The sequence below is a fragment of the Streptomyces sp. NBC_00354 genome (assembly GCF_036106915.1).
GTDB lineage: Bacteria > Actinomycetota > Actinomycetes > Streptomycetales > Streptomycetaceae > Streptomyces.
Genome location: NZ_CP107983.1, coordinates 6,935,260 through 6,959,428, shown reverse-complemented (window position 1 = coordinate 6,959,428; position 24,169 = coordinate 6,935,260). Strand labels below are relative to the sequence as shown.

General features: G+C 73.8%; 21 protein-coding genes and 1 pseudogene. 11 read left to right on the top strand and 11 right to left on the bottom strand.

All coding sequences use genetic code 11. The features are described 5' to 3' along the window. Together OHT74_RS31985 and OHT74_RS31980 are read left to right on the top strand one after the other, a co-directional pair. On the top strand, positions 1-651 hold the full coding sequence (locus OHT74_RS31985) for a response regulator (RefSeq protein WP_266669230.1): 651 nt from the start codon (positions 1-3) through the stop codon (positions 649-651). A 117-nt stretch (positions 652-768) separates the two neighbouring features. After that, a complete protein-coding gene (locus OHT74_RS31980) occupies positions 769-1,926 on the top strand; it encodes an ROK family transcriptional regulator (RefSeq protein WP_267000784.1) in 1,158 nt (385 codons plus the stop codon). A 354-nt stretch (positions 1,927-2,280) separates the two neighbouring features. Here the strand turns inward: OHT74_RS31980 and OHT74_RS31975 are convergent, their stop codons facing one another. Continuing rightward, positions 2,281-3,042: a GntR family transcriptional regulator gene (locus OHT74_RS31975; protein ID WP_266669226.1), complete on the bottom strand. Its 762-nt coding sequence runs from the start codon at positions 3,040-3,042 to the stop codon at positions 2,281-2,283. 344 nt (positions 3,043-3,386) lie between these two features. Between OHT74_RS31975 and OHT74_RS31970 the strand changes: the two genes are divergently transcribed. The 4 genes from OHT74_RS31970 to OHT74_RS31955 all read left to right on the top strand — a co-directional run bounded on the left by OHT74_RS31970 (position 3,387) and on the right by OHT74_RS31955 (position 9,410). Next, on the top strand, positions 3,387-4,238 hold the full coding sequence (locus OHT74_RS31970) for an alpha/beta fold hydrolase (RefSeq protein ID WP_266669224.1): 852 nt from the start codon (positions 3,387-3,389) through the stop codon (positions 4,236-4,238). Positions 4,239-4,344: 106 nt separating this feature from the next. Then, positions 4,345-5,940, top strand: coding sequence for an alkaline phosphatase D family protein (locus tag OHT74_RS31965; RefSeq protein WP_328622073.1), 1,596 nt, complete (start codon positions 4,345-4,347; stop codon positions 5,938-5,940). Positions 5,941-6,081: 141 nt separating this feature from the next. Continuing rightward, positions 6,082-7,545 (top strand): GNAT family N-acetyltransferase, encoded by a 1,464-nt coding sequence (locus OHT74_RS31960; RefSeq protein ID WP_328622072.1) that lies wholly within the window; start codon positions 6,082-6,084, stop codon positions 7,543-7,545. A gap of 161 nt (positions 7,546-7,706) precedes the next feature. After that, complete coding sequence (locus OHT74_RS31955) at positions 7,707-9,410, top strand: DUF885 domain-containing protein (protein WP_328622071.1); 1,704 nt, start codon at positions 7,707-7,709, stop codon at positions 9,408-9,410. A 114-nt stretch (positions 9,411-9,524) separates the two neighbouring features. Here the strand turns inward: OHT74_RS31955 and OHT74_RS31950 are convergent, their stop codons facing one another. Next, complete coding sequence (locus OHT74_RS31950; RefSeq protein WP_328622070.1) at positions 9,525-10,052, bottom strand: rhodanese-like domain-containing protein; 528 nt, start codon at positions 10,050-10,052, stop codon at positions 9,525-9,527. Between the two features lie 94 nt (positions 10,053-10,146). Between OHT74_RS31950 and OHT74_RS31945 the strand changes: the two genes are divergently transcribed. Further along, entirely contained in the window at positions 10,147-10,593 is a 447-nt protein-coding gene (locus OHT74_RS31945) for an Lrp/AsnC family transcriptional regulator (protein ID WP_267000770.1), read from the top strand. On the opposite strand, the gene OHT74_RS31940 is transcribed toward OHT74_RS31945, so the two are convergent. The 3 genes from OHT74_RS31940 to OHT74_RS31930 form a co-directional block, all read right to left on the bottom strand. Next, positions 10,583-13,594, bottom strand: coding sequence for an SMC family ATPase (locus tag OHT74_RS31940; protein ID WP_328622069.1), 3,012 nt, complete (start codon positions 13,592-13,594; stop codon positions 10,583-10,585). The two genes, OHT74_RS31945 and OHT74_RS31940, sit on opposite strands and share 11 nt — an antisense overlap. After that, the gene (locus tag OHT74_RS31935; protein ID WP_328622068.1) at positions 13,591-14,757 is read right to left on the bottom strand and encodes an exonuclease SbcCD subunit D; all 1,167 of its coding nucleotides are present in this window, start codon (positions 14,755-14,757) and stop codon (positions 13,591-13,593) included. Before OHT74_RS31935 ends, OHT74_RS31940 begins: the two co-directional genes overlap by 4 nt. 136 nt (positions 14,758-14,893) lie before the next feature. Then, positions 14,894-15,520, bottom strand: coding sequence for a YigZ family protein (locus tag OHT74_RS31930; RefSeq protein WP_266669208.1), 627 nt, complete (start codon positions 15,518-15,520; stop codon positions 14,894-14,896). A 101-nt stretch (positions 15,521-15,621) separates the two neighbouring features. On the opposite strand from OHT74_RS31930, the gene OHT74_RS31925 reads away from it, so the two are divergent. Beyond that, positions 15,622-16,026: a CoA-binding protein gene (locus OHT74_RS31925; protein ID WP_266669206.1), complete on the top strand. Its 405-nt coding sequence runs from the start codon at positions 15,622-15,624 to the stop codon at positions 16,024-16,026. Here the strand turns inward: OHT74_RS31925 and OHT74_RS31920 are convergent. Then, positions 16,004-16,420 (bottom strand): annotated as a pseudogene (locus OHT74_RS31920) (cupin domain-containing protein); the annotation flags it as partial. The gene OHT74_RS31925 and the pseudogene OHT74_RS31920 overlap by 23 nt on opposite strands. Here OHT74_RS31920 and OHT74_RS31915 point away from each other — a divergent pair. Further along, entirely contained in the window at positions 16,390-17,256 is an 867-nt protein-coding gene (locus OHT74_RS31915) for an EamA family transporter (RefSeq protein WP_328622067.1), read from the top strand. The pseudogene OHT74_RS31920 and the gene OHT74_RS31915 overlap by 31 nt on opposite strands. 45 nt (positions 17,257-17,301) lie before the next feature. On the opposite strand, the gene OHT74_RS31910 is transcribed toward OHT74_RS31915, so the two are convergent. Then, entirely contained in the window at positions 17,302-18,075 is a 774-nt protein-coding gene (locus OHT74_RS31910; RefSeq protein ID WP_328622066.1) for an acyltransferase, read from the bottom strand. Between the two features lie 155 nt (positions 18,076-18,230). Between OHT74_RS31910 and OHT74_RS31905 the strand changes: the two genes are divergently transcribed. Next, positions 18,231-18,782 carry a gamma carbonic anhydrase family protein gene (locus OHT74_RS31905; protein WP_328622065.1) on the top strand — a complete coding sequence of 184 codons (552 nt, stop codon included), beginning with the start codon at positions 18,231-18,233 and terminating at the stop codon, positions 18,780-18,782. Between the two features lie 48 nt (positions 18,783-18,830). On the opposite strand, the gene OHT74_RS31900 is transcribed toward OHT74_RS31905, so the two are convergent. From OHT74_RS31900 to OHT74_RS31885, 4 genes are all read right to left on the bottom strand, one after another. Beyond that, a complete protein-coding gene (locus OHT74_RS31900) occupies positions 18,831-19,478 on the bottom strand; it encodes a DedA family protein (RefSeq protein WP_266669198.1) in 648 nt (215 codons plus the stop codon). A 57-nt stretch (positions 19,479-19,535) separates the two neighbouring features. Further along, on the bottom strand, positions 19,536-22,046 hold the full coding sequence (locus tag OHT74_RS31895; RefSeq protein ID WP_328622064.1) for a beta-glucosidase family protein: 2,511 nt from the start codon (positions 22,044-22,046) through the stop codon (positions 19,536-19,538). 115 nt (positions 22,047-22,161) lie between these two features. Beyond that, positions 22,162-22,362, bottom strand: a complete 201-nt coding sequence (locus tag OHT74_RS31890) for a DUF2191 domain-containing protein (RefSeq protein ID WP_267000754.1) — start codon at positions 22,360-22,362, stop codon at positions 22,162-22,164. A 141-nt stretch (positions 22,363-22,503) separates the two neighbouring features. Beyond that, positions 22,504-22,956 (bottom strand): DUF4442 domain-containing protein, encoded by a 453-nt coding sequence (locus tag OHT74_RS31885; RefSeq protein ID WP_189973593.1) that lies wholly within the window; start codon positions 22,954-22,956, stop codon positions 22,504-22,506. A gap of 96 nt (positions 22,957-23,052) precedes the next feature. On the opposite strand from OHT74_RS31885, the gene OHT74_RS31880 reads away from it, so the two are divergent. Then, positions 23,053-24,072: a hypothetical protein gene (locus tag OHT74_RS31880; protein ID WP_266669192.1), complete on the top strand. Its 1,020-nt coding sequence runs from the start codon at positions 23,053-23,055 to the stop codon at positions 24,070-24,072. Positions 24,073-24,169 lie beyond the last annotated feature (97 nt).

Genomic DNA, 24,169 nt, shown 5'->3' with positions numbered 1-24,169 from the left:
ATGCCGGTTACCGTTCTGCTCGTCGATGACGAACCTCTGGTGCGTGCGGGTCTGCGTGCCGTCCTGGATGCCCAGCCCGACATCGAAGTGGTGGGTGAGGCGGCCGACGGGGCCTCCGTCGTCCCGCTCGTCCGGCAGTTGAGGCCGGACGTGGTGGCGATGGACGTGCGGATGCCGCTGCTCGACGGGATCGAGGCGACCCGGGCGGTGCTGCGGACCGTGGACTCCCCGCCGAAGATCCTCGTGGTGACCACCTTCGAGAACGACGAGTACGTGTACCAGGCCCTGCGGGCCGGAGCGGACGGGTTCCTGCTGAAGCGGGCCCGCCCCTCCGAGATCGTGCACGCGGTACGGCTCGTGGCGGAGGGCGAGACGCTGCTCTTCCCCGCGGCCGTACGGGCCCTCGCCGCGGAGTACGGGAACCGGCAGGCGCGGGCGGTGCTGGAGCGGGCCGCGCTGACCGAGCGGGAGGAGGCGGTGCTGCGGCTGATGGCACGAGGGCTGACGAACGTCGAGATCGCCCGCGAGCTGATCGTCGGCACGGAGACGGTGAAGTCCCATGTGAGCGCAATTCTGGGCAAGCTGGGGGCACGAGACCGGACCCAGGCCGTGATCGCGGCGTACGAGTCGGGATTCGTCGCCCCGGCGTGAGTCGCCCCGGCCGGAAGGGAACAGCCGGTTCCGGCCGATGGGGGGGCTGGATCTCGCCCCAGCCCCGGGGGCGCAGTACCATCCGGCAGACAAGCTCGCTAGCTGGGAGGACACACGTTGGGGCAGCTGACCGGCGGGGATCCCTCTCTGCTCCGGCGGATCAATTCGGCCGTGGTGCTGCGTGCGCTGCGGGCGGCGGAATCCCCGACACTCACCGACCTCACCCGGGTGACCGGTCTGTCCCGGCCGACCGTCGAAGGCGTGGTCGAGGGGCTGATCGGGACCGGGCTCGTCGTCGAGGCGGGCGCGGAGGAGGGTGCGCGGCGCCAGGGGCGGCCGGCCAGGCGCTACCGGTTCCGGGCCGAGGCGGGGCACCTCCTCGGCATCGAGATCGGCTCGCACCGGATCGCGGTGCTGCTGTCCGGGCTGGACGGGCGGGTGATCGGCGCCGGCACCAAGGAGGTCGCCGAGACGGCGTCAGCCGACGAGCGGCTCGAGCGGGTGCGGGCGGCGGTCGCCGATCTGCTGCGGCGGGCCGGCGTGCCGCGCGACTCCCTGCGGGCGGTCGGCGTCGGCAGCCCCGGCATCGTGGAGGCGGACGGCACCGTGCGCCTCGGCACGGCCCTGCCCGGCTGGACCGGTCTGCCGCTCGGCGAGCGGCTGCGGCGCTCGTTCCGCTGCCCGGTACAGGTGGAGAACGATGCCAATGCGGCCGCGGTCGCCGAGCACTGGAAGGGCGCCGCGCAGGACACCGACGACATGGTGTTCGTGATGGCGGGGCTCAGCCCCGGGGCGGGTTCCCTGATCGGGGGCCGGCTGCACCGCGGGTTCGGCGGGGCGGCCGGCGAGATCGGTGCCCTGCACCTGCTGGGTCGCGACGTCACGCCTGAGAAGCTGCTGTCCATGACCGGCGAACCACTGCATCCGCTGGACGAGCAGGCGGTGGCCGAGGTGTTCGCCATGGCCAAGCGGGGCGACGAGCAGGCCGTGGCTGCGGTGGAGCGCTTCATCCAGCGGCTGGTGCACGATGTGGCGGCGCTGGTGCTGGCCATGGATCCGGAGTTGGTCGTGGTCGGCGGCTGGGCGGCCGGCCTGAACGGGGTGCTGGATCCCCTGCGCCGGGAACTGGAGCGCTACTGCCTGCGCCCGCCGCGCGTGGCGCAGTCCCTGCTCGGCGAGGCCGCGGTGGCGACCGGAGCCCTGCGCCTGGCGCTGGACCATGTGGAGGAAGAGCTCTTCGCGGTGGAGAAAACGGTCACAACCCGCCGCCGCTGACCGCGCCCCGGCCGGCTCCCGGGGTCACCGCCGGGGAGATGCCCGGGCTCTGGGCCTCCGGTCCGGCGCCGACTACCGCCCGGCGGCGCCCGAGCGAGCAGCCGCAGCCACCGCCGAGCGGCCCTGGGCGCCGGTCCACCGCCGGCTCCCCGGCCCGCCGCTGACTCCGTCCCTGTCAGGTCCCGCAGTCACGGCCGGAAGAGCCCGGCCCCTCGCCACCCGGGCCCTCGGGTGTCGGCCCGCCGGGGGCCGGTAGCCCCGAAGCCCGGTAGCCCCGGTAGCCCGGGTAGCCGGAAACGCTGAACGGCCCTGTTCCCGTTGGTGCGGGGGCAGGGCCGTTCCGGGGCGCGGGAGTCAGGAGGCGACGCGGGCTTCGTGGGTGATCTCCACGTCTCCCGTGTCGCCGAAGGTCAGGCGGCAGGTGTCCGCGCGGTACGTGGCGACCGAGACGGCGGCCGTTCCCGCGGCGGTGAAGTAGCGGGTGGTGACGACCAGCACCGGGGCGCCCGGCAGCCGGTCCAGTTCCTTGGCGTCGTCGGCACGCGCCGAGCCGAGTTCCACCGAGCGGTCCTGGCCGTCCAGGGCGAGCCGCTGGAGCTCGCGAAGCACGGCGCGGGCCCGGGCGGGTCCGGCCGGGCCGTCGATGGCGGAGAGGCCGGGCACGGAGGCGGCCGGCACGTACAGCAGCTCGGCGGCGACGGCCTGGCCGTGGGAGACCCGGCTCCGGCGCACGGTGTGCACGGGCTGGTCGGCGGCGCCGCCGAGAAGCTTCAGGACGGCGGCGGACGGCAGGACGGCCCCGGCCACGTCCACGATCTCCCAGCCGTCGGCGCTTTCGCCGGGCCAGCTGTGCCCCGTGCTGCCGACGGCCACGCCGACCCGCGGCGGGGCGACGGTGGTGCCGACGCCGCGGCGGCGCTGCAGGCGGCCTTCGAGTTCGAGCTGTTCCAGGGCCTGCCGCAGGGTCGCGCGGGCGACTCCGAAGCGGGCTGCGAGCTCACGCTCGTTCGGCAGGACCTCGCCCACGGAGAAGTCGCGGTCGAGCGCCTCGCTGAGGACGGTCTTGAGGTGCCAGTACTTCGGCTCCGGCACCGTTTCGAGCTGCGTGGTCCCCACCCTGACTCCTCCTGCCATCGCTGCAATCGCCGTGTTCCAGCGGCAGTTCCGCGCCTTTGTTTATTAAAGGTTCCTGCACTATCCCTGCGACGATAGGACGGCACACCCCCTTGGTCAAGACCAATCCTCACCCCTTTACCGGGCAGATCGGGCATACGTATCAAGCCGTTCATGCGATGTTCTCGCTCACTCCGACGGGCACTCCGTCAGGCACGCCGACACGCACTCCGACACGCACTCCGACATCCGCCGGAGGCTTGTCGTAGCGGGCTACCGGGCGGTAATCATGACCTCAGGCATTACTGACAGCCTGTCTCACACGCGTCCACCCGACGAGGAGCAGCATGACCGCCACGGTCTCCTTCCCGATCGAATCGCCGCTGGGCCCCCGCACCGCCACCGTCGCCTACGAGCGCAAGGGCGCCGGCGCACCGCTTCTCCTGCTGCACGGCATCGGCCACCACCTCCAGGCCTGGCACCCGGTGATCGACATCCTGGCCGCCGAGCACGACGTGATCGCCGTCGACCTCCCCGGCTTCGGCGTCTCGGAGCCCCTGCCCAAGGGGGTGCCGTACGACCTCGGAACCTTCGTCCCCGCACTCGGTGCGCTCTGCTCGGCCCTCGGCGTCGAGCGCCCGCACGTCGTCGGCAACTCCCTCGGCGGCCTCCTCGCGCTCGAGATGGGCCGCAACAACCTGGTCCGCTCGGTCACCGCGCTCTCCCCCGCCGGCTTCTGGACCGAGGCCGAGCGCAAATACGCCTTCGCCACCCTCCGCGCGATGCGCGTCGGCGCGCTCACGCTGCCCCACTCCACCCTGGAGCGGCTCTCGCGCAGCGCCGCCGGCCGGGCCGCGCTGACCGGCACCATCTACGCCCACCCGGCCCGCCGTTCACCGGAGGCGGTGGTCGCCGAGACGCTCGCCCTGCGCGAGGCGACCGGCTTCGACGAGACCCTGGCCGCGGGCCGCTCCGTACGGTTCACCTCGGACGTGCCCGGCCTGCCGGTCACCATCGCCTGGGGCTCCCGCGACCGGCTGCTCCTGCCGCGCCAGGGCGTACGCGCCAAGCGCGCGGTGCCCGACGCCCGGCTGATCCGGCTCCGCGGATGCGGTCACGTCCCGATGAACGACGACCCGGCGCTGGTCTCCCGTGTGGTTCTGGACACGGTGCGCGCCACAACCAGCCAGGTGGGCTGAGCGGCTGACGGCTGTTCATCCACGGTTCGGTTGCGCGACGCGGGCGGGCCGGTGTGCGGCGGCACACTGGTCCGACCCGTCCCCGCCGGCCCCTGGAGACGCTCCGATGGCACCGATTCCGCACTCCCGACGGTCCCTGCTCGGCGGTTCACTCGCCGTGCCGATGGGCCTCGCCCTGTCCGGCGCGCTGGCCGCGCCCGCGCTCGCCGCGCCCGTCAGCGCCCCGGCGTTCACCCGCTCCGGGCGCCCGAGCGCACCGTGGGGCACCCAGTCCGGTGAGATCACCGCGCACTCGGCCACCGTCTGGACGCGCTCCGACCGGCCGGCGCGGATGTACGTCGAGACCTCCCCGAGCGAGTCGTTCCGCTACGGCGTCCGGCGCCACGGCGGTCCGTTCCTCGGCCCCGCCACCGACTTCACCGGCACCACCACCCTGCGCGACCTCCCGCCCGGGCAGCAGATCCACTACCGGGTGATCCTGGCCGACCCCGACGACCCGCGCCGTTCGGGCGAGCCGGTGCGCGGCACCTTCCGGACCACCCCCGTCTCCCGCCGCCACGACGTGCGCTTCCTGTGGTCGGGGGACCTCGCGGGCCAGGGCTGGGGCATCAACCCGGACCTCGGCGGGTACCGCGTCTTCGACGAGATGCGGCAGCGCGACCCCGACTTCTTCCTCTTCAGCGGGGACACGATCTACGCCGACGGGCCGATCCAGGCCTCCGTCCCCCTGCGCGACGGCAGCATCTGGCGCAACATCACCACCGAGGAGAAGGCGAAGGTCGCCGAGACCCTCGACGAGTTCCGCGGGAACTTCCGCTACAACCTGCTCGATCGCAACCTGCGCGACTTCAACGCCCAGGTGCCGGTCCTCGCCCAGTGGGACGACCACGAGGTGCGCAACAACTGGTACCCCGGTCAGGTGATCGACGACCCCCGCTACACCGTGCGTGACATCGATACGCTCGCCGGCCGCGCCCGCCAGGCCTTCGGTGAGTACTTCCCCGTCACCGACCTCCGCGGCGGCCGCGCCGAGGGCCGGATGTACCGGGTGATGCGGTACGGGCCGCTGCTCGACGTCTTCGTCCTCGACATGCGCACCTACCGCGACGCCAACTCCCCCGGCCGCCAGACCGTGGACCCGATCGGCATCCTCGGCCAGGAGCAGCTGGCCTGGATCAAGCGCGAGCTGTCGCGCTCCCGCGCCACATGGAAGGTCATCGCGGCGGACATGCCGCTGGGCATCGTCGTAGCCGACGGGACCGCGAACTTCGAGGCCGTCGCCCAGGGCGACCCTGGCGCCCCGCTCGGCCGCGAGCTGCAGATCGCCGAACTCCTGCGCCACATCAAGCACCAGCGCATCACGGGCACCCTCTGGCTCACCGCCGATGTCCACTACACGGCCGCGAACCACTACGCCCCCGAGCGGGCCGCCTTCACCGACTTCGCGCCGTTCTGGGAGTTCGTATCCGGTCCCGTCGGCGCGGGCGGGTTCCCCGCCGGGAAGCTGGACGCCACGTTCGGGCCCGAGACCGCGTACGTCCAGTCGGCCCCGCTCGCCAACATGTCACCGTCCGAGAACCCCCCGTACTACGGGGAGGTCGACATCGACGGCGAGTGCGGGGAGCTCACCGTCCGGTTGCGCCGCCAGGGCGGCGGCGTTCTCTTCACCACGACGCTCCGGCCCGGGCGCGTGGGCCAGTAGGACTGCACGTCCGGCGGCCGGCGGGATTCCGGATCCCGGAATCCCGCCGGAAAACAGGGCGAAATCGGCCAGACGGATACTTAACCAGTCGGTCACAGATCGTTCGTGATCACGCAACACCCCTGCGCCACAGTGGCATGCATGACTGAACGCATCCACACCCCCGCACACCGCCACCACCGCCACCACTGGCGCCGCGACATCGTCGAACTGGCCGCGCTGTTCTGCGCAGTCGCGGTCGCCGACGGCATCGCCAATCTCGTCGCACACGGCCCGCGGGGCCCGATCCTGCTCGTCGCCTCGGCCGTCGCACTCCTGGTCACGGCGGCGTTCCACACCTGGTGGGCACGCCGCCACAGCCATGCGCCGCCGCCGCTCAGTACAGCGCCCTCCGATACCGCCCCCGGCGCGGTCCGGGCCGGGGCGCAGTCCGGCTCCACGTCGGAGTCCGCATCGGAGACCGCGACCGGTGCCACCACCACCCTGTGGCGGATGCGGACGACCGTACGGGACGAGCCCGGCAGCCTCGCCGCCGTGTGCACCGCGCTCGCCCACCGCGGCGTCGACATCCTGACCCTGCAGACCCACCCGCTCCCCGAGGGCGGCACCGTCGACGAGTTCCTGCTGCGCTCCCCGCAGCAGCTGGCCTCCGCCGACCTCACCCGTGCCATCGCCGGCGCCGGCGGCCACAGCACCTGGATCGAGCGCGCCGACGCGCACGACCTGGTCGACACCCCGACCCGCGTCCTGGGCCTGGCCACCCGCACCGCCCTGGACGCCGCCGAGCTGCCCCTCGCGCTGCGCCAGCTGCTCGGCCGCTGCACCATCCACTCGATCCCGGCCACCACCCTCTCCGGCCGCCCCAACGCGGCCGCCGACGCCCCGGTCGAGGGCGTCCTGGAGGCGACGGTGATGCGGCTGCGCGACCCCTCGGGCGGTGCCATCACCGTGGAGCGCCCCCACCTGCCCTTCACCCCGACCGAGTTCGCCCGCGCCCGCGCCCTCGTCGAGCTCGACACCCGGCTCGGCCCGCGCGTCCCGCGCCGCCAGGACGTGCTGACCCTGCCCGAGGGCAACGAGATCACCGTGCGCCGCGCCGACGGCTCCGACCTCGCCGCCGCCCGCGCGATGCACGACCGCTGCTCCGAGCGCACCCTGGGCCTGCGCTACCACGGGCCCGTCGCCGACGCCGACCGCTACCTCGGCCACCTGCTGAGCCCCCGCTTCGGCCGTACCCTCGCCGCCACCACGGCCTCCGGCAAGCTCGTCGCCCTCGGCCACCTGCTGTGGGACGGGGACGAGACCGAGGTCGCGCTCCTGATCGAGGACGACTGGCAGCGCCGCGGCATCGGCTCCGAGCTGCTGCGGCGCCTGATCGCGATGGCCGTCGAGACCGGCTGCGACAGCGTGTACGCCGTCACCCGGGCCGCCAACACCGGCATGGTCGCGGCCATGCGCGGCCTCGGCCTCCCGCTCGACTACCAGATCGAGGAGGGCACCCTGGTGATCACGGCCCGGCTGGACGCCACGCCGATCGTCTCCCGCGTCCCGTATGAACTGCCCCGCGCGCAGCACCCGTACGGGCAGCAGAACCACCCGCGCTGACCCCGCCCCAGCGGGATCCGGCCGGGTGGCGTGAAGTCGCCCCCGGACGGACCCGCTCGACGGTGCGGGAGCAGGGGCCGGGTCCGCCGCCCCCGCGCACGTCAGGAGGCTGACAGCGAACGGTGATGACGCGGGGCGGTCCGCCGTACGAAGATGGCCGCATGTCAGAGACCCTTCGCAGCGACAGCGCCTCCCGGCTGCCCCGCCAGGTCGCCGACGCCTATGTCGACGACCTCATCGCCATCGATCCGATCACGGGCACCTATCTCGGTGTCGCCGCGAGCTCCAGCCGGCTCCCGGACTTCTCCCCGGCCGGCCGTGCGGCCGCCGCCGACCTGTCCCGCTCCACCCTCGCCCGCCTCGACGCCGCCGAGCGGCTCCCCGGCGCGGACAGCGACGCCGAGCGCCGCTGCGCCCGCCTGCTGCGCGAGCGCCTCACCGCCGAACTCGCCGTGTACGAGGCGGACGAGGACCTGCGGGCCGTCAGCAACATCCACTCGCCCGCGCACTCCGTCCGCGACGTCTTCGCCCTCACCCCGGCCGACACGGACGAGGACTGGGCGGCGATCACCGAGCGGCTGCGGGCGGTCCCTGCCGCCCTCGCCGGCTACCGCGAGAGCCTCGGACTCGGCCTGGACCGCGGGCTGTACGGAGGCCCGCGCGCCACCGAGACCTTCATCGGCCAGCTCACCACCTGGGTGGGCGAGGGCGGCGACGGCGAGAGCTTCTTCGGCGAATTCGCGTCCCGCGGCCCGGAGTCGCTGCGCTCCGGGCTGGAGGAGGCGGCCGCCGGGGCGACCGCGGCCCTCGCCGGGCTCCGCGACTGGGTGCGCGACGTGTACGCACCCGCCGTCGCCGGCGCCCCGGACCCGGTGGGCCGCGAGCGCTACGCCCGCTGGTCGCGGTACTTCAACGGCACGGACCTGGACCTGGACGAGGCGTACGCCTACGGCTGGTCGGAATACCACCGCCTCCTCGCCGAGATGAAGGCCGAGGCGGCCAAGATCCTGCCGGGCGCCGGTCCTTGGGAGGCGCTGAAGCACCTCGACGAGCACGGCACCCACATCGAGGGCGTCGAGGAGGTCCAGGCCTGGCTGCAGGGCATCATGGACGAGGCCATCGAGAACCTCGACGGCACGCACTTCGAGCTCGCCGAGCGCGTGAAGCGCGTGGAGTCCATGATCGCCCCGCCGGGCGGCGCGGCGGCCCCGTACTACACCAACCCGTCGGAGGACTTCTCCCGTCCGGGGCGCACCTGGCTGCCGACGATGGGCCAGACCCGCTTCCCGGTGTACGACCTGGTCTCCACCTGGTACCACGAGGGCGTTCCGGGCCACCACCTCCAGCTCGCGCAGTGGACGCACGTCGCGGACCAGCTCTCCCGCTACCAGGCCAGCGTCGGCCTCGTCAGCGCCAACGTCGAGGGCTGGGCGCTGTACGCGGAGCGCCTGATGGACGAGCTGGGGTACCTCAAGGACGCCGAGCAGCGCCTGGGCTACCTGGACTGCCAGATGATGCGCGCCGCGCGGGTCATCGTGGACATCGGCATGCACCTGGGCCTGGAGATCCCGGCGGATTCGCCGTTCCACCCGGGCGAGCGCTGGACGGTGGACCTTGCGCAGGAGTTCTTCGGCCTGCACAACGGCCGGCCGGCGGACTTCATCGAGAGCGAGCTGACCCGCTACCTGTCGATGCCGGGACAGGCGATCGGCTACAAGCTGGGCGAGCGTGCCTGGCTGCTCGGGCGGGACAACGCCCGCGCCGCGCACGGCGACTCCTTCGACCTGAAGGCGTGGCACATGGCGGCGCTGTCGCAGGGCTCGCTGGGCCTGGACGACCTGGTGGACGAGCTGTCGAAGCTCTGACCGACGGCAGACGGCAGACGGCAGACGGCAGACGGCAGTCATGCGTACGGGCCGCCCGCTCCCCGAAGGAGCAGGCGGCCCGTACGGCGTTCCGGCGCGGGCGGAATCGGAGCGTCAGCAGCCGCAGTCGTCGGAATCGGTCGGCGCGGTCAGCGGGTCCGCCTCGGCGCGCTGCTCGCTGCCCTGCCAGGTCTCGACCTCGAAGCCCTCCCGGATCCAGTACTCGATGCCGCCGAGCATCTCCTTCACCTGGAAGCCGAGCCGGGCCAGGGCGAGGGCGGATCGGGCGCCTCCGTTGCAGCCGGGGCCCCAGCAGTACGTGACCACGGGAAGGCTCTTGTCGAGGAGCTGCCCGGCCTGCTCGGGGATGAGGGCGGTCGGCAGGTGGATCGCGCCGGGCACGTGGGCCTGGTCCCAGGCCGGGGTGGAGCGGGAGTCGATCAGCTGGAAGCCGAGCTCGGCGCCCTGCTCGCGGTGGGCCTTGAAGGCGGCGGCGACATCGGACACGTCCGCGTGGAAGGCGAGGCTCGCGGCGAAGTAGGCGGCGGCCGCGGCCGGGGTGGCCGGGGGCACCCGGAGCACGGGGTTGGCGGCGGGAGCGGGGGCGGCGGCCGGGGCGTCGGTGTTCTGCGTCGTCGTCATGGCTCAGAATCTACGAGCCGCTGATCACCTCGGGAAGTGTCTTTCCCCGGCCTTCCCCTTGTTCAGCCGGGGATTCCCCTGCTACATCTGCTCCATGACCGACTATTCCCCTGACGCCACCGACTGGCGCATCCTGACGGCCCTCCAGGAGGACGGCCGGGCCAGCTTCGCCGAGCTCGCGCGCGCCGTCTCCATGTCCGCGAGTGCGGTCACCGAGCGGGTGCGCCGCCTGGAGGAGTCGGGCGTGATCACCGGGTACACCGCCGTGGTGGACCCGGAGAAGCTGGGCAAGTCCATCCTGGCGCTGGTCCGGCTGCGCTATCCGCACGGCAACTACAAGCCGTTCCACGACCTGTTGGAGGCCACTGGGGAGATCCTGGAGGCCCATCACGTCACGGGCGACGACTGCTTCGTACTCAAGGTCGCCGCCCGCTCGATGGGGCACCTGGAGGAGGTCGCGGGCCGGATCGCGGGCCTCGGCGCCGTCACCACCAGCATCGTGTACTCCTCGCCGCTGTCCCGCCGCCCGCTCAGTCCGTGAGGGCCGCGGTGCGGTGGCGCACCACGGAGCCGCCGCGCTGTTTGACGATCTCCAGCTGCGCCTGCACCCGGGTCCGCAGGTCGGCGACGTGGCTCACGATGCCGACGCTGCGGTCCCGTTCGCGCAGCGAGTCCAGGACGTCGAGCACCTCGTCCAGCGCCTGGTCGTCGAGGCTGCCGAAACCCTCGTCGATGAAGAGGGTGTCCAGGCGCATGCCGCCCGCCTCGTCGGTGACCACGTCGGCCAGGCCGAGGGCCAGGGCGAGCGAGGCGAAGAAGGTCTCGCCCCCCGACAGCGTGGCGGTGTCCCGCTCGCTGCCGGTCCAGGCGTCCACCACGTGCAGCCCGAGGCCGGAACGCCCCCGTCCGCTCGCCTTGGCGTCGGAGTGGACGAGCGTGTAGCGGCCGCCGGACATCCGCAGCAGCCTTACCGTCGCGGCGGCCGCGACCTGCTCCAGCCGGGCGGCCAGGACGTACGCCTCCAGCCGCATCTTGCGCTCGTTGTCGGCGGATGTGCCGGCGGTGAGCCCGGCCAGCCGGGCCACCCGGTCGTACGCCTCGCGCAGCGGGCCGAGCGCCCGCAGCTCCTGCTCCGCCTGCCGGGAGAGCCGGTCCAGCTCCGTGCAGCGAACCCGGGCCGCGTCCACGGCGGACCCTGCCGTACGAAGCTTCGCCGCGGCCCGGGCTTCGTACGCCTCGGCGGCATCCGGCGCGGCCGGGGGCAGCGTCGCGGCGGCGACGGTGTCGGTCTCGCCGAGGCGGTCCGCCAGCATGGCCTCCTCCGCCTGCCAGGTGTCCAGCCTCCGCTGGAGCGCGGTGCGTTCGTAGTCCGGGAGAACCGCGTCGGCAGCGGCCTCGATGGTGTCGAACCCGGCCTTGAAGGCGGCGCCGGCGAGCTGGGCGTCGGCCTCCTTCAGCCGGGCCGCGGTGTCCTCGGCCCGGCGCAGTGTGGCGGCCGCCCTGGTGACCATCCGTACCCGCTCCTCCAGGAGCCTGGCGCGCGCGGCGACCGTGGGCGCGTCCCCCCGGACGAGGGCCAGTTCGGCCTCCAGCTTGGCCTGTTCCTGGTCCAGGGAGTCGCGCAGGGTGGCCCGGGCTGCGGAGCGGCGCTCGGCGTCGAGCCGGTCGGAGCTGCGCACGGCGTGCTCGCGCTCGGCGCGGGCCAGCCGCTCCCGGGCGGCGTGCAGTCCGGCGGCCGCGGCATGGGCGGCGGCGTGCCGGGAGCTCAGGTCCGAGGTCAGCGCGAGGAGCTCCCCGGTGGTGGCCTCCCCGGCGGCCGCAGCGGCCTCGGCCCGGGCCTCGCGGACGGCGGCGAGTTTCCGCTCGACGGCGGCCCTGCGCTCCTCGGCCTGCTCGTAGCGGGCATGGGCGGTGTCCTCGGCGGCCCGGTCCACGTGCCCGGGGGCCGGGCGCGCCGGAGCGGGATGCTCCGCCGATCCGCACACCGTGCACGCCTCCCCCGCCACCAGCGCCTCGGCGAGCTCGGCGGCGATCCCGCGCAGCCGGGTCTCCTTGAGCTCCAGCCAGCGCTCCCGGGCGGCGGTCGACTCCTCGCGTACGGAGAGCAGTTCGCCCTCGGTGCGCTGCGCATCGCCGTCCAGCGCATCCCGGCGCTGCGATGCGGTCAGGTGCATCCGGGCCGGCTCCAGCCGCCCCGCGAGCTGCTCGGCCAGCGTCGCGGCCTGCTGCGCGGCGTCCGCCCGCTCCGCCAGCGCGGTCCGGGTGGCCTCCCAGCGGGCGAGCCAGTCGGCGGACTCCCTCAGCTGCTCCTCGGCGTCGCGGGCCTCCCGTTCCAGGGTGGCCCGCTCTCGGCCGATCTCGGCGCTGCGCTGCTCGGACCGCTGGGCGGCGCCGAGCGCGCCGAGGTCCTCGCGCAGCCGCTGCTCCACGGTGGACAGCTGCTCTGTGCCCGCCTCGGCGAGGGCCGGCGGGAGTTGCGCGCGGGCGGCCGCCTCCGCGTGGGCGGCGGACAGGTGGGCCGCCGACGCGGCTCCGCGCAGTTCCAGGGCGGGGGCCACCAGGGCGCCCCGGCGGGCCCGGTCCAGCAGGGCGCGGACCCGGTCCCGCTCGGGCTCCGCCTCGGCGAGCACGGCGGCCCGGCGGGCCGTCTCGGCGTGCCGGCGCTGGAGGCGGTCAAGCTCTCGTGCCTCCTCGGCGGCCCGCCGGGCGGCGGCGTGCCGGCCCTCGACGGCGGCCAGTGCGTACTCGGCGACGGTCAGCCGCTCCCGGGCCGCACAGCGTGCGACGGCCGCCCAGGCCCGGATCGCACCGGCCAGCCCGGGATCGCCCGGCTGGTGCCCGGGCAGCGGCCAGGCCCGCAGGTCGGCGTTGTCCCCGGCGGCCTGGGCGAGCCGCTGCGCGGTGCCGAGCACCTTCTCGTCGCCGGCGCGCACCTTGGCCTCGGCGGCGCGGCGGCGCTCGGCGAGCAGGGTCTCGACGGCGGCGAAGCGGCGGGTGTCGAAGAGCCGGCCCAGCAGCCGGCCCCGCGCCACCTCGTCGGCCCGCAGGAACTTGGCGAACTCGCCCTGCGGCAACAGCACGACCTGGCAGAACTGCTCGCGGCTCATGCCGAGCAGCTGCTCGGTCTCCTCGCCGATCTCCTGGTGGGAACGGCTGAGCGCCTGCCACCGTTCCCCGTCGTACTCGCGCAGCCAGCTCTGCGCCTTGTCCTTGGTGGTGCCGGTGCCGCGCTTCTTCGGCCGGTCCTGCTCGGGACGCCGGGTGATCTCCAGGCGCCGCCCGCCCGCGGTGAGTTCGAGGGTGACCTCGGTGGGCGTACCGGCGTCGGCGTGGTCGCTGCGCAGGCTGGTGCCGGGGGCCTGGCGGGGGCCGGGCACCGAGCCGTACAAGGCGTAGCAGACGGCGTCGAGGACGGAGGTCTTGCCCGCGCCGGTCGGACCGTGGAGCAGGAAGATCCCGGCTCCGGAGAGCGCGTCGAAGTCGATCTCCTGGGGTTCGGCGAAGGGCCCGAAGGCGGTGATCCTGAGCCGGTGCAGCCTCATCGGTGGGTCTCCTGCCGGCCGTCGCCTGCCCGTACGTCCTCGAAGGCGGCCTGCAGCACGGCCCGTTCGGCCTCGTCGGCGACGCCGCCGCCGCGCACGTGGGCGACGAAGTCCTCGGCGATCTCCTGGTCGCTGCGCCCCTTGAGGCGCTGGGCGTACGAGGCCCCGCCGTCGTCCTCGCGGCCCTCGGGGTCGAAGGCGAGGCTGAGGGTGTGCGGGAAGCGGGCGGCGAGCTTGGCCATGGGGTCCTCGGGCCGGACCGGGTCGGTGAGGGTGGCCTCGATCCAGGAGTCCTCGTACGCGGCGTACGAAGCCTCCTCCAGCAGCTCCTCGAGCCGGCCCCGGATCCGGGCGAGCGGCCGCGGCACGGGGGTGTCGATGCGCTCGGCGGTGATCTCCCCGGCCGCGCCGAGTTCGACCAGCCACATGGTCTTGCGGTGGTCGGCCTCGGAGAAGGAGTAGGCGAGCGGGGAACCGGAGTAGCGGACCCGTTCGTTGATCGTCTGGCAGCCGTGGAGGTGGCCGAGGGCGGCGTAGTCCACCCCGTCGAAGACGCCGGCGGGCACGGCCTCGACCCCGCCGACGGCGATGTCGCGCTCGCTGTCACTGGCCTGCCCGCCGGTGACGAAGGCGTGGGCGAGGACGACGGAGCGGGTGCCCGGGGCGCGGGCGGCGAGATCGGCCCGGACCAGGTCCATGGCCGCGCCCAGCACGGCCTCGTGGCTCACCTTCTCCGCGCCGAACCGGTCCTTCACCAGGGCGGGCTCCAGGTACGGCAGCCCGTACAGCGCCACCTCCCCGTGTACGTCGGCCAGCACCACCGGGTCGGCGCAGCCCTCGGGGTCGGTCCGCAGGTGGATCCCGGCCCGGCCGATGAGCCCGGCGCCGACACCGAGCCGGCGTGCGGAGTCGTGGTTCCCGGAGATCATCACGGTGGGCACGCCGAGGTCGGCGAGCCGGTGCAGGGCCCGGTCGTACAGCTCGACGGCGGGCAGCGGCGGCACGGCCCGGTCGTAGACGTCGCCGGCGACGAGGACGGCGTCGACCTCGTGCTCGCGGACGGTCTCGACCAGGTGGTCGATGAAGTCGGCCTGGGCCCCGAGCAGGTTCACGCGGTGGAAGGACCGGCCGAGATGCCAGTCGGAGGTGTGCAGGAGCCTCACTCGCCGGCCCCGCCGGACGTCTCGCCGCACATGTTTCTTCCGTCCCCCTGGTCGTCCCGGTCGTCTCCCGCTCGCTGAGCCCCTCTACGCTAACGCGTCACCCGGGCCCCCAGAACTCGACAGCGAAGGCTCGTCCTCAGGACGCGTACGTCTCCCCACCGAGGGTGAGGGTGGCGCTGCCCGCCGTACTGTCGGCGAGCCAGGCCTCGAAGGCGGGCAGGTCGGCCTCCGGCAGCGCGACCTCGATCTCGACCGCGGCCCCGTAGCGCAGGTCCACCACGGTGCGGCCGGTGGAGCGCAGGTCGTTCTGGGTCTTGCCGGCCCGCTGGTGGTCCACGGTCACGGTGGCCAGCCGGTAGCGGCGGCGGGTGAGGGTGCCGAGCTCGTCGAGGGCCTCGCCGACGACTCCGCCGTAGGCCCGGATCAGGCCGCCGGCGCCGAGCTTGACGCCGCCGTAGTAGCGCGTGACCACGGCCACCGCGTACCGGATGTCGCGCCGCATCAGCATCTGCAGCATGGGCACCCCGGCGGTGCCGCCGGGCTCGCCGTCGTCGCTGGCCTTCTGGACGGAGGCGTCGGCCCCGATGACGTACGCGAAGCAGTTGTGCGTGGCGGTCGGGTGCTCCTTGCGGATGCGCGCGATGAACTCCTGCGCCTCCTGCTCGGTCGCGGCGGGCGCGAGCGAGCACAGGAAGCGCGAGCGGTTGATCTCGGACTCGTGCACGCCCTCCCGGGCCACCGTCTCGTACTGGTCTGACTTCACCGCTCCACCCTACGGGGAATCGGACATGCGTCTTTTCGGTTGATCACGGGTGCGGACCGGAGCACCGGACCGCGCCCGGAAGGCAACAGGAGGCGGCACCCGTGTACGGCGACCCGGCAACCATCCGCAAGATCCTCACCGAGCTCGGCGACACCTGGGCCGTGGTGGGCCTGTCCAACAATCAGGACCGGGCGGCCTACGGAGTGGCCCGCACGCTCCAGCGGTTCGGCAAGCGGGTGGTCCCCGTGCACCCGAAGGCGGAGACGGTCCACGGCGAGCAGGGCTACGCCTCGCTCAAGGAGATCCCGTTCAAGGTGGACGTGGTGGACGTCTTCGTGAACGGCTCGCTCGCCGGGGCGGTCGCCGACGAGGCCGTGGCCGTCGGCGCGCAGGCCGTCTGGTTCCAGCTGGGCGTGATCGACGAGGAGGCCTTCGCCCGCACCCGCGAGGCCGGCCTGGACATGGTGATGGACCGCTGCCCCGCTATCGAGATCCCGGCGCTGTAGCCGGCCGCTGCACGCCGTCGACGGGCGGGATCGAGACGGCCAGGGTCATCTCCATCGGGACGGGGCCGTCGTTGCGGTAGGCGTGCGGGAGGTTCGCCTCGAAGGAGACGGCCCCACCCGCCGGCACCGTGTACCGCTCGTCGGCGACGACGAGCGTCAGCTCCCCGGCTGTGACGTGCAGCATCTCGAAGGTGCCGGCCAGGTGCGGGTCGGCAGCGTGGTGATGCTCACGCCCAGGGCGTCGGCCAGTTTGACCGTGGTGCCGACGCTGGGGTTCGTCCGGGCCTGCTCGATCTGAACTACCGTGCGCGGTGCTCCACGCTGCGCTCAACCGTTCACTGCACTGTACTGCGAGGCCCTGCCATGACCGCCCTCTTCGCCCTCGCCAGCGCCGTGCTCTGGGGCCTCGCCGACTTCGGCGGCGGGCTGCTGACCCGCCGGCTGCCGGCGCTCACAGTGGTCGTGGTCTCGCAGATCCTCGCCGCCGTCACGCTCGGCGCGGTCGTCCTGGGCACCGGGGCCTGGCGGGAGGCCGGGCCGCAGCTGTGGTTCGCGGTCGCCGCGGGCCTGGTCGGCCCGGTCGCCATGCTCAGCTTCTACAAGGCCCTGGCCCTCGGGCCGATGGGCGTGGTCTCGCCGCTCGGCTCGCTCGGGGTGGTCGTGCCCGTCGCCGCGGGGCTGGCCCTGGGCGAACGGCCCGGGCCCGGCCAGTTCGCCGGGATCGCGGTGGCCGTCGTGGGCATCGTCCTCGCGGGTGGCCCGGAGCTGCGCGGTGCGCCCGTACAGCGGCAGGCGGTGGTGCTCACCCTGGTCGCCGCCTTCGGGTTCGGCTCGGTGATGGCGCTGATCGCGCATGCCTCCAGCAGCATCGCCGGGCTGCTCCTCGCCCTGTTCGTCCAGCGGGTCACCAACGTGGCCGTGGGCGGCACCGCCCTGTGGGTCCGGACCCGGCGCGGCGAGCCGGCCCTCCCGGCCGGCGCGAGCCCGCGGATCCTGTGGGGGATGCTCCCGGCGCTGGCCTTCGTCGGCCTCGCGGACGTCGCGGCGAACGGCACGTACTCCATCGCCGCCCGGCACGGCCCGGTCACCGTGGCCGCCGTGCTCTCCGCGCTCTACCCGGTGATCACCGCGCTCGCCGCCTTCGTCGTGCTGAAGGAACGGCTGCGGACCGTCCAGGCGGCCGGCGCCGGCCTGGCCCTCGCCGGTACGGTCCTGCTGGCGGCCGGCTAGGCCGCGCCTTCCGGACCAGGACCAGGAACAGGAACAGGAACAGGATCAGGCGGGTTCCGCAGCCGCGTCGGCCGAGCGCTGATCGGCCTCCGCCAGCTGCGCCACCGCACGCAGCTGCTCCGGCGTCACCCCGTCCGGGATCGGTACGGGCGCCGGGGTCCGCAGCGGCGGCTGCCAGCCCGTGTCCGGCTGCCACCGGCGGACGATCCGCGCGGGCGCCCCGGCCACCACGGCGTGGTCCGGCACCTCGCCGCGTACGACGGCCCCCGCGGCCACCACCACGTTGCGGCCCAGCCGTGCCCCCGGCAGGATCACCGCGCCCGTGCCGAGCCAGCAGCCGGGGCCTATCTCCACCGGTGCGCTGCGCGGCCACTGCTTGCCGACGGGCTCGTGCGGATCGTCGTAGCTGTGGTTGGTGGAGGTGATGTAGACCCCGGGCCCGCAGAACGTGTCGTCCCCGATGGTGATCCGGGTGTCGGCGATGACGTGGGTGTCCCGGCCGAGCACCACGCCGTTGCCGAGGACCAGCACCGGCTCGGCGCCGAGGTCGAGGCCGGGCATCATCCCGGCGGTCAGCGTGACCTGCTCGGCGATGATGCAGTGCTCGCCGAGACGGATCCACGGCTCGCCGAAGACCGTGCCCTGGGGGAAGGCGAGGCGGGTGCCGTGCCCGATCGCGCCGAACCGCAGCCGCCCGGGGGTCTGCGCGGTGACCGCACCGGCCTGCTGCATCCAGCGCCAGCCGGCGTGGACCGCGCGGTTGGCGAGTCTGCGGCGCAGGGCCGTCAGGGATGAGAACGTGTTCTGGTTCTTCGGCACCGGGCCACCGTAACGCGCAGAGCGCCCCGAGCGCGCCGTGATCTTCACCCCATCGCCGGTCGCGGGGGCGCGTGCCCTACCGTGCCGGTAGGGCGACACGGCAGGGCACGGCAGACACGGCCCGACAGGGCCGGCACAGGACTGAGGAAGAGAACATGACGTATCAGGCGGACCAGGGCCGGGCACTCGTCGCGGGCCTGGGCGGCAAGAACCCGCAGATCGACCCCACGGCCTTCACCGCGCCCACTTCGGTCGTGATCGGCGAGGTCACGATGGCCCCGGGCGCGAGCATCTGGTACTCGGCGGTGCTGCGCGCCGACTGCGGCCCGATCTCGCTCGGCGCGGACAGCAATGTGCAGGACAACTGCACGCTCCACGTCGACCCCGGGTTCCCGGTCTCGATCGGCGAGCGCGTGTCCATCGGCCACAACGCCGTGGTGCACGGCTGCACCGTCGAGCACGACTGCCTCATCGGCATGGGCGCCACGGTCCTGAACGGTGCCGTGATCGGTGCCGGTTCGCTGGTGGCCGCGCAGGCGCTGGTCCCGCAGGGCATGGTGGTCCCGCCCGGTTCGCTGGTCGCGGGCGTGCCGGCCAAGGTGCGGCGCGAGCTGACGGACGAGGAGCGCGAGGGCATCAAGGTCAACGCCCTGATGTACGCGGACCTGGCCAAGCAGCACCGGGCCGCCGTCCAGCCCGCGCAGTAGTCGTACGTACGCCCGCGGCCGGAGGGCATCCGGCCGCGCGGCGGTCCGCTACTCGGCTGCGGCCGTCTCCGCCGCGGCCGGCCCCGCCGCGGCAGCCGCCTTCTTCATGCGGCTGCGGAGCACCAGCGTCACGGTGAGGCCGATCAGCAGCGCCAACACCAGCGCCACCCAGGAGAAGCCCTTCAGCCACGGCTCCGCGACGATGCCGATCGAGTAGATGACGGCGGTGGTGCCGCCTGCCCAGAGGATGCCGCCGAGGATGTTCGCGACCAGGAACCGCCAGTACGGCATGTGCAGCACGCCGGCCAGCGGACCGGCGAAGATCCGCAGCAGCGCCACGAACCGCCCGAAGAAGACGGCCCACATGCCCCACCTGTCGAAGGCGCGCTCCGCCTGGGCCACGTGCTCCGGCCCGAAGTGCTTGGGGAAGCGCCGGCCGAGCCGGTCCAGCAGCGGCTTGCCGCCCCTGCGTCCGATCGCGTAGCCGATCGAGTCGCCGACGATCGCCCCGGTGGACGCGCAGATCCCCAGGACCACGGGGTCGATGTCGCCGTGCTGCGAGGCCAGCAGCGCCGAGCTGACCAGGATGATCTCCCCGGGCAGCGGGATGCCGAGGCTCTCCAGCCCGATGACCAGACCCACCAGGAGATAGATGCTGACCGCCGGAATCGTCTCCAGCCATTCCTGGATGTGCACCGGTACGTCCTCCCGTATCGCGGCGGCGCGTCCCCTGTGACACGCCGAACGGGCAGCCTATCTGCTGTTGACCACAGCCTTTGCCGTCAGGTGGAGTTCGCGGGAGGAACGGCCCGCGAACACTTCACGACGGCCTGAACCCAGCACCCAGGCGTGCCGTTCGGGGTCCCAGGAGGACAGCGCGCGGGCGTCGACGTCGAGGACCACCTGCTGCGCCTCGCCCGGCTCCAGGGTGAGCCGCCGGTATCCGGCCAGCGCGCGCACGGGCTGGTCGAGCTTCAGCTCCGCGGAGGGGCCGACGTACACCTGGGCCACCTCGGTGCCCTTGCGGCGCCCGGTGTTGCGGACCGTGAATTCCACGCGCAGCCCGCCGCGCTCCGGCCGGACCCTCAGCTTCTCGTACTCCCACGTCGTGTACGAGAGCCCGTGCCCGAACGGGAACAGCGGGGCCACCTGCTGCGCGTCGTACCAGCGGTGCCCGACGTGGATGCCCTCGGTGTACTCCTGCCGGCCGCCCACCCCCGGGTAGCGCAGCGGGTCGCCGGCGACCGGGGTCGCGTGTTCCTCGGCCGGGAAGGTCTGGGTGAGCCGGCCGCCCGGGTCCACGTCGCCGAAGAGGATGTCGGCGGTGGCTGCGGCCCCCTCCTGGCCCGGGTAGTACATCTGGAGGACCGCTCCGGTACGGGAGAGCCACGGCATGGTCGTACCGGAGGAGGTGTTGAGCACGACCGTGGTGCGGGGGTTCGCGGCGGCGACCGCCTCGATCAGCCGTGCCTGCCCGCCCGGCAGGCCCAGCGAGGTCCGGTCGCTGCCCTCGGTGGCGTCCTCGTAGGCGAACAGCACGACGCTGCGCGCCTCCGCGGCGGTCTTCACGGCCTCGGCGAGATCGGCGGCCCGGGTCGCCTTCGTGGTGTGCCGCAGCCGGAACCGCTGGCCCTTGTCCCCGCCCTCGGCGAAGACGGCGAGCCGGTGGGTGCCCGCCGTCAGGGCGAGGGTGCGGCGGCGGACGGCGAGCCCGTCGGGCGCCGTGCCGAGGAGTCCGCCGGCGAAGTGCTCGGCCGCGCCCTGCCGGACGGGGAACATTTCCTCGCCGTCGAGGCGCACGCTCGGCCGCTTCCCGCTGTAGTGGACGAGCAGCGTCCACTCGTCGTCGGCGGCGAGCGTGAACTCGCCCTCGTGGCTCCAGCTCCGCCCGGCCTCCACCCCCCGGTCGGCGAGGCCGGCGGCCGGGGTGAGCAGTTTCGCCGGGAGCGGGCGGCCGTACAGGTCCTCGCCGAGGGCGTGGCGCACCGTACTGCCGTTCCCGGCGCGCTGCCGGATCGCGTCGAGCGGGGAGAGCGCCTTGTCGGGGACCACGTGCGCGCTGCCCCCGCCGCCGACGAAGGGCACCTGGCCGGTGGGTCCGATCACGGCGATCGAGCGGGCGGCGGCGCCGGTCAGCGGCAGGGTGGCGTGCTCGTTGTGCAGCAGCACCGCACCCGCGGTGGCGACCCGGCGGGCGACCCGGGCCCCGGCGGCGGCGTCACGGGCGGGCCGGGCCGGCGGGTGCGCCGCCAGCAGGCCGAACCGGTCCATGGTGGCCAGGATCCGGCGTACCGCGAGGTCCACGGCGTCCTCACGGACGGAGCCGCCGCGCACGGCCTGCTGGAGCGGGCCGCCGAAGTGGGTGCCGCCGGGCATCTCCATGTCGAGGCCGGCGCCGATGGCGGCGACGGTGCTGTGGGCCGCGTCCCAGTCGGACATCACCCAGCCGCCGAACCCCCAGCGCCCGCGCAGCAGTTCGTCGAGCAGCGGCTTGTTCTCGCAGGCGTACGTGCCGTTGACCTTGTTGTACGCGCCCATCACCGCGCCCGCGCCGGCGGCGACGGCGGCCTCGAAGCCGCGCAGCTCCGTCTCGTACAGGGTCTGTTCGGCGGCCACCACGTCGACGGTGTCGCGGCCCTGTTCCTGGTTGCCCAGGGCGAAGTGCTTGACGGTGGCGATGAGCCCTTCGTCCTGGATGCCGCGGACCATCTCCGCGACGAGGTCCGCCGTGAGCCGCGGGTCCTCGGCGAACGTCTCGAAGTTCCGCCCGGCGTAGGGGGTGCGGATCAGGTTGGCCATCGGGGACAGCAGCACGTCCTGGCCGAGCGCCCGGCCCTCGCGGCCGACGACCCGGCCGTACTCGCGGGCCAGCGCCGGGTCGAAGGCGGAGGCCAGCATCACGGGCGCCGGCAGCGCGGTGGCCGGTTTGGCGACCCGCACCCCGGCGGGCCCGTCGGCGAGCCGCAGCGCCGGGATGCCGAGGCGCGGTACGCCGGGCAGGTACCCGGCCTGGCCGAGCGGGGCGGGGTCCCGGCCGCCGTGCAGCAGGCCGGTCTTCTCCTCGAGGGTGAGCCGCTCGAGGAGGGCGTCGATCCGGGCGGTGCTGCCGGGCCGGGCCTCGGCCGGGGTGGCGGCTGCGGCCGCCGGGGCCGTACGGGGGACGGCGCCGGGCGGCACCGCGGCCGCGCAGCCGCCCGTTCCCAGGGCGACCCCCACCGCCCCGAGCAGCCGCATCGCGCAGCGTCTGGACACGGCCTCGCTCATGGCGCTCCCTGCGGCTCCGGTCGGCGGGAGCGGCCCGCGCCGGACCGCTCCCGCGCCCACTGTGCGCCGCCGGACCGTCCGGGTCCGCTCAGACGCGCCACCGCTGCGCCGAGGTTCAGCCCTGCGGCGGCGGCTCCAGCGCGTCGGCATCGCGGCGCGGCCCGTCCTGTGCCTGGACTCGTGCCTCGGTGCGGTGCCCGCGCGCGATGTAGTCCCGTACGACGGCCTCCACGGCGTCCTGGGGCGAGCCGATCCCGGCGAGGACCATCACCTCCACCACGAGCTCGGCGTCGAGTCTGATGTCGACCTTGGCCACGGCCACCTCCTGATCGTCGCCCGGGGGACTCCGGCCCTCCCCGCAAGCCCTCCCCGCGCGCTTGTGCCCGAAAACACGGAACCCGCCCGGGACGCGGGGTTTCGCGTCCTCGGGCGGGTCCTCGACCGGCGGCGGCGTCGGCTACGCGTTCGGGCGCAGCGTCCAGACGACCGTCATCTCGCCCGTCACGGCCTCGTCCTCGCGCTGGATGGCGATGGTGACGGGGAACTCCGGGCGGCCGCCCGCGTCGAGTTCGGCGACGACCTCGGCGGCCGGGCGGCCGAGGGTGGCGGTGGCCGTCACGACGCCCTTGGCGAGCTTCTTGTAGCCGATCTCGGCCTTGACGGCGAGGGGCACGGCGCGCGAGAGCTGGTCGCCGAAGGCGGCCAGGACGATCGCGCCGCTCGCGGACTCGGCGAGGGTGAACATGGCTCCGGCGTGCGGGCCGCCCACGTGGTTGTGGTAGTCGGGCTGGTCCGGCAGCCGGACGACCGCGCGCTCGGGGGTGGTCTCCAGGAACTGGAGGTTCAGGGTCCGGGCCATCGGCACCGTCGCGGCGAGCAGTTCGCCCACGTTCATCTGATCTGCGCTCATGAAACGCGATGTTACCCGTGAGTAGATGCGCTTGGCCAGACCTCTCCGGGGGGCGGCCGTGGCTCCTTGCAGCCACTCCCACTATCGTTACCGGCCATGTGGCCAGGACAGCAGCAGCCGCCCGGGGGAGAACAGAACCCCCAGGACGCGCATCAGAACCCGTATCAGCAGCAGCCGGGGCAGCAGCCGAACCCGTACCAGCAGCAGCCCGGCTACGGATACCCGCAGGCGGGCTACCAGACGCCCCCGCCGGTGCAGCCGTGGGGCCAGCCCCAGCAGGCCGCGGCGCCGCAGGGCGGCGGCGGGAGCCCGTACGCGACCAAGACCGTGGCCATCGTCGCGGCGGCCGCCGTCGTCGTGGCGGCGGCGGCCACCGGCGCGTTCGTCCTGACCCGGGACGACAAGAAGAACGACGAGGCCGACAACAAGCCCGCCGCCGCCTCCTCGGCGCCGGCCACCTCCGAGGCCCCGGCCTCGCCCGGCGCCAACCCGCGCACCGGCGGCGACGTCAAGCCGGTGATCGCGGGCTGGAAGGTCGTCGTCAACCCGAAGTACGGCACCGCCTTCGACGTCCCGCCGGAGTGGAACGTCTCGAGCGCGGGCGTCATCGCCGGCTTCGAGGACGCGACCAAGAACGACGGCAAGCCGGTCGTCAGCTTCTCCGCGCCGGCCTTCCTCAAGGAGGACTGGTGCAAGGTCGACTCCAACAAGGACGGCCGTGAGGAGTCGACGGAGCTCGCCGGCACCGGCACCAAGGGCGGCCAGGGCGCCAAGGACACCGCCGAGGCCGTGAAGAACGAGGCCGGCAACTGGGCGTTCGCGGCGTTCGCACAGAAGGCGCCGAAGGGCACCGTCAAGGTCTCGGAGCCCAAGGAGTACACCACCTCCTCCGGCCTCAAGGGCCATATGGCGACCGCCACGGCCACCGGCGTGCCCAAGGAGAACAAGTGCTCCTCGGACGGCAAGTCGATCGCGTTCAGCTTCAAGACCGCGAACGGTGACTTCTCCAGCTGGGTCCTCTTTGCCGCCTCGGGCGTCCAGGGCGAGGTCCCCCAGGAGACGATGGACAAGATCCTCAGCTCGGTGCGCCTGAACGGCACCGTCAGCAACAGCTGACGCACAGGTCGCGTCACACGTCCGCCTTTTCGCACCATCCGTTCGACCCCGCGCCCCGGGCCGTAATCCGTTTGGATTCTCGGCCCGGGGCGTGGAT

What these genes read in the sequence shown, in the direction of transcription:
- OHT74_RS31970 (WP_266669224.1), top strand. Translation starts at nt 3,387, where the DNA reads ATGACCGCCACGGTCTCCTTCCCGATCGAATCGCCGCTGGGCCCCCGC.
- OHT74_RS31965 (WP_328622073.1), top strand. Translation starts at nt 4,345, where the DNA reads ATGGCACCGATTCCGCACTCCCGACGGTCCCTGCTCGGCGGTTCACTC.
- OHT74_RS31880 (WP_266669192.1), top strand. Translation starts at nt 23,053, where the DNA reads ATGTGGCCAGGACAGCAGCAGCCGCCCGGGGGAGAACAGAACCCCCAG.
- OHT74_RS31895 (WP_328622064.1), bottom strand. Translation starts at nt 22,046, where the DNA reads ATGAGCGAGGCCGTGTCCAGACGCTGCGCGATGCGGCTGCTCGGGGCG.
- OHT74_RS31960 (WP_328622072.1), top strand. Translation starts at nt 6,082, where the DNA reads ATGACTGAACGCATCCACACCCCCGCACACCGCCACCACCGCCACCAC.
- OHT74_RS31950 (WP_328622070.1), bottom strand. Translation starts at nt 10,052, where the DNA reads ATGACGACGACGCAGAACACCGACGCCCCGGCCGCCGCCCCCGCTCCC.
- OHT74_RS31915 (WP_328622067.1), top strand. Translation starts at nt 16,390, where the DNA reads ATGACCGCCCTCTTCGCCCTCGCCAGCGCCGTGCTCTGGGGCCTCGCC.
- OHT74_RS31885 (WP_189973593.1), bottom strand. Translation starts at nt 22,956, where the DNA reads ATGAGCGCAGATCAGATGAACGTGGGCGAACTGCTCGCCGCGACGGTG.
- OHT74_RS31955 (WP_328622071.1), top strand. Translation starts at nt 7,707, where the DNA reads ATGTCAGAGACCCTTCGCAGCGACAGCGCCTCCCGGCTGCCCCGCCAG.
- OHT74_RS31945 (WP_267000770.1), top strand. Translation starts at nt 10,147, where the DNA reads ATGACCGACTATTCCCCTGACGCCACCGACTGGCGCATCCTGACGGCC.
- OHT74_RS31985 (WP_266669230.1), top strand. Translation starts at nt 1, where the DNA reads ATGCCGGTTACCGTTCTGCTCGTCGATGACGAACCTCTGGTGCGTGCG.
- OHT74_RS31940 (WP_328622069.1), bottom strand. Translation starts at nt 13,594, where the DNA reads ATGAGGCTGCACCGGCTCAGGATCACCGCCTTCGGGCCCTTCGCCGAA.
- OHT74_RS31905 (WP_328622065.1), top strand. Translation starts at nt 18,231, where the DNA reads ATGACGTATCAGGCGGACCAGGGCCGGGCACTCGTCGCGGGCCTGGGC.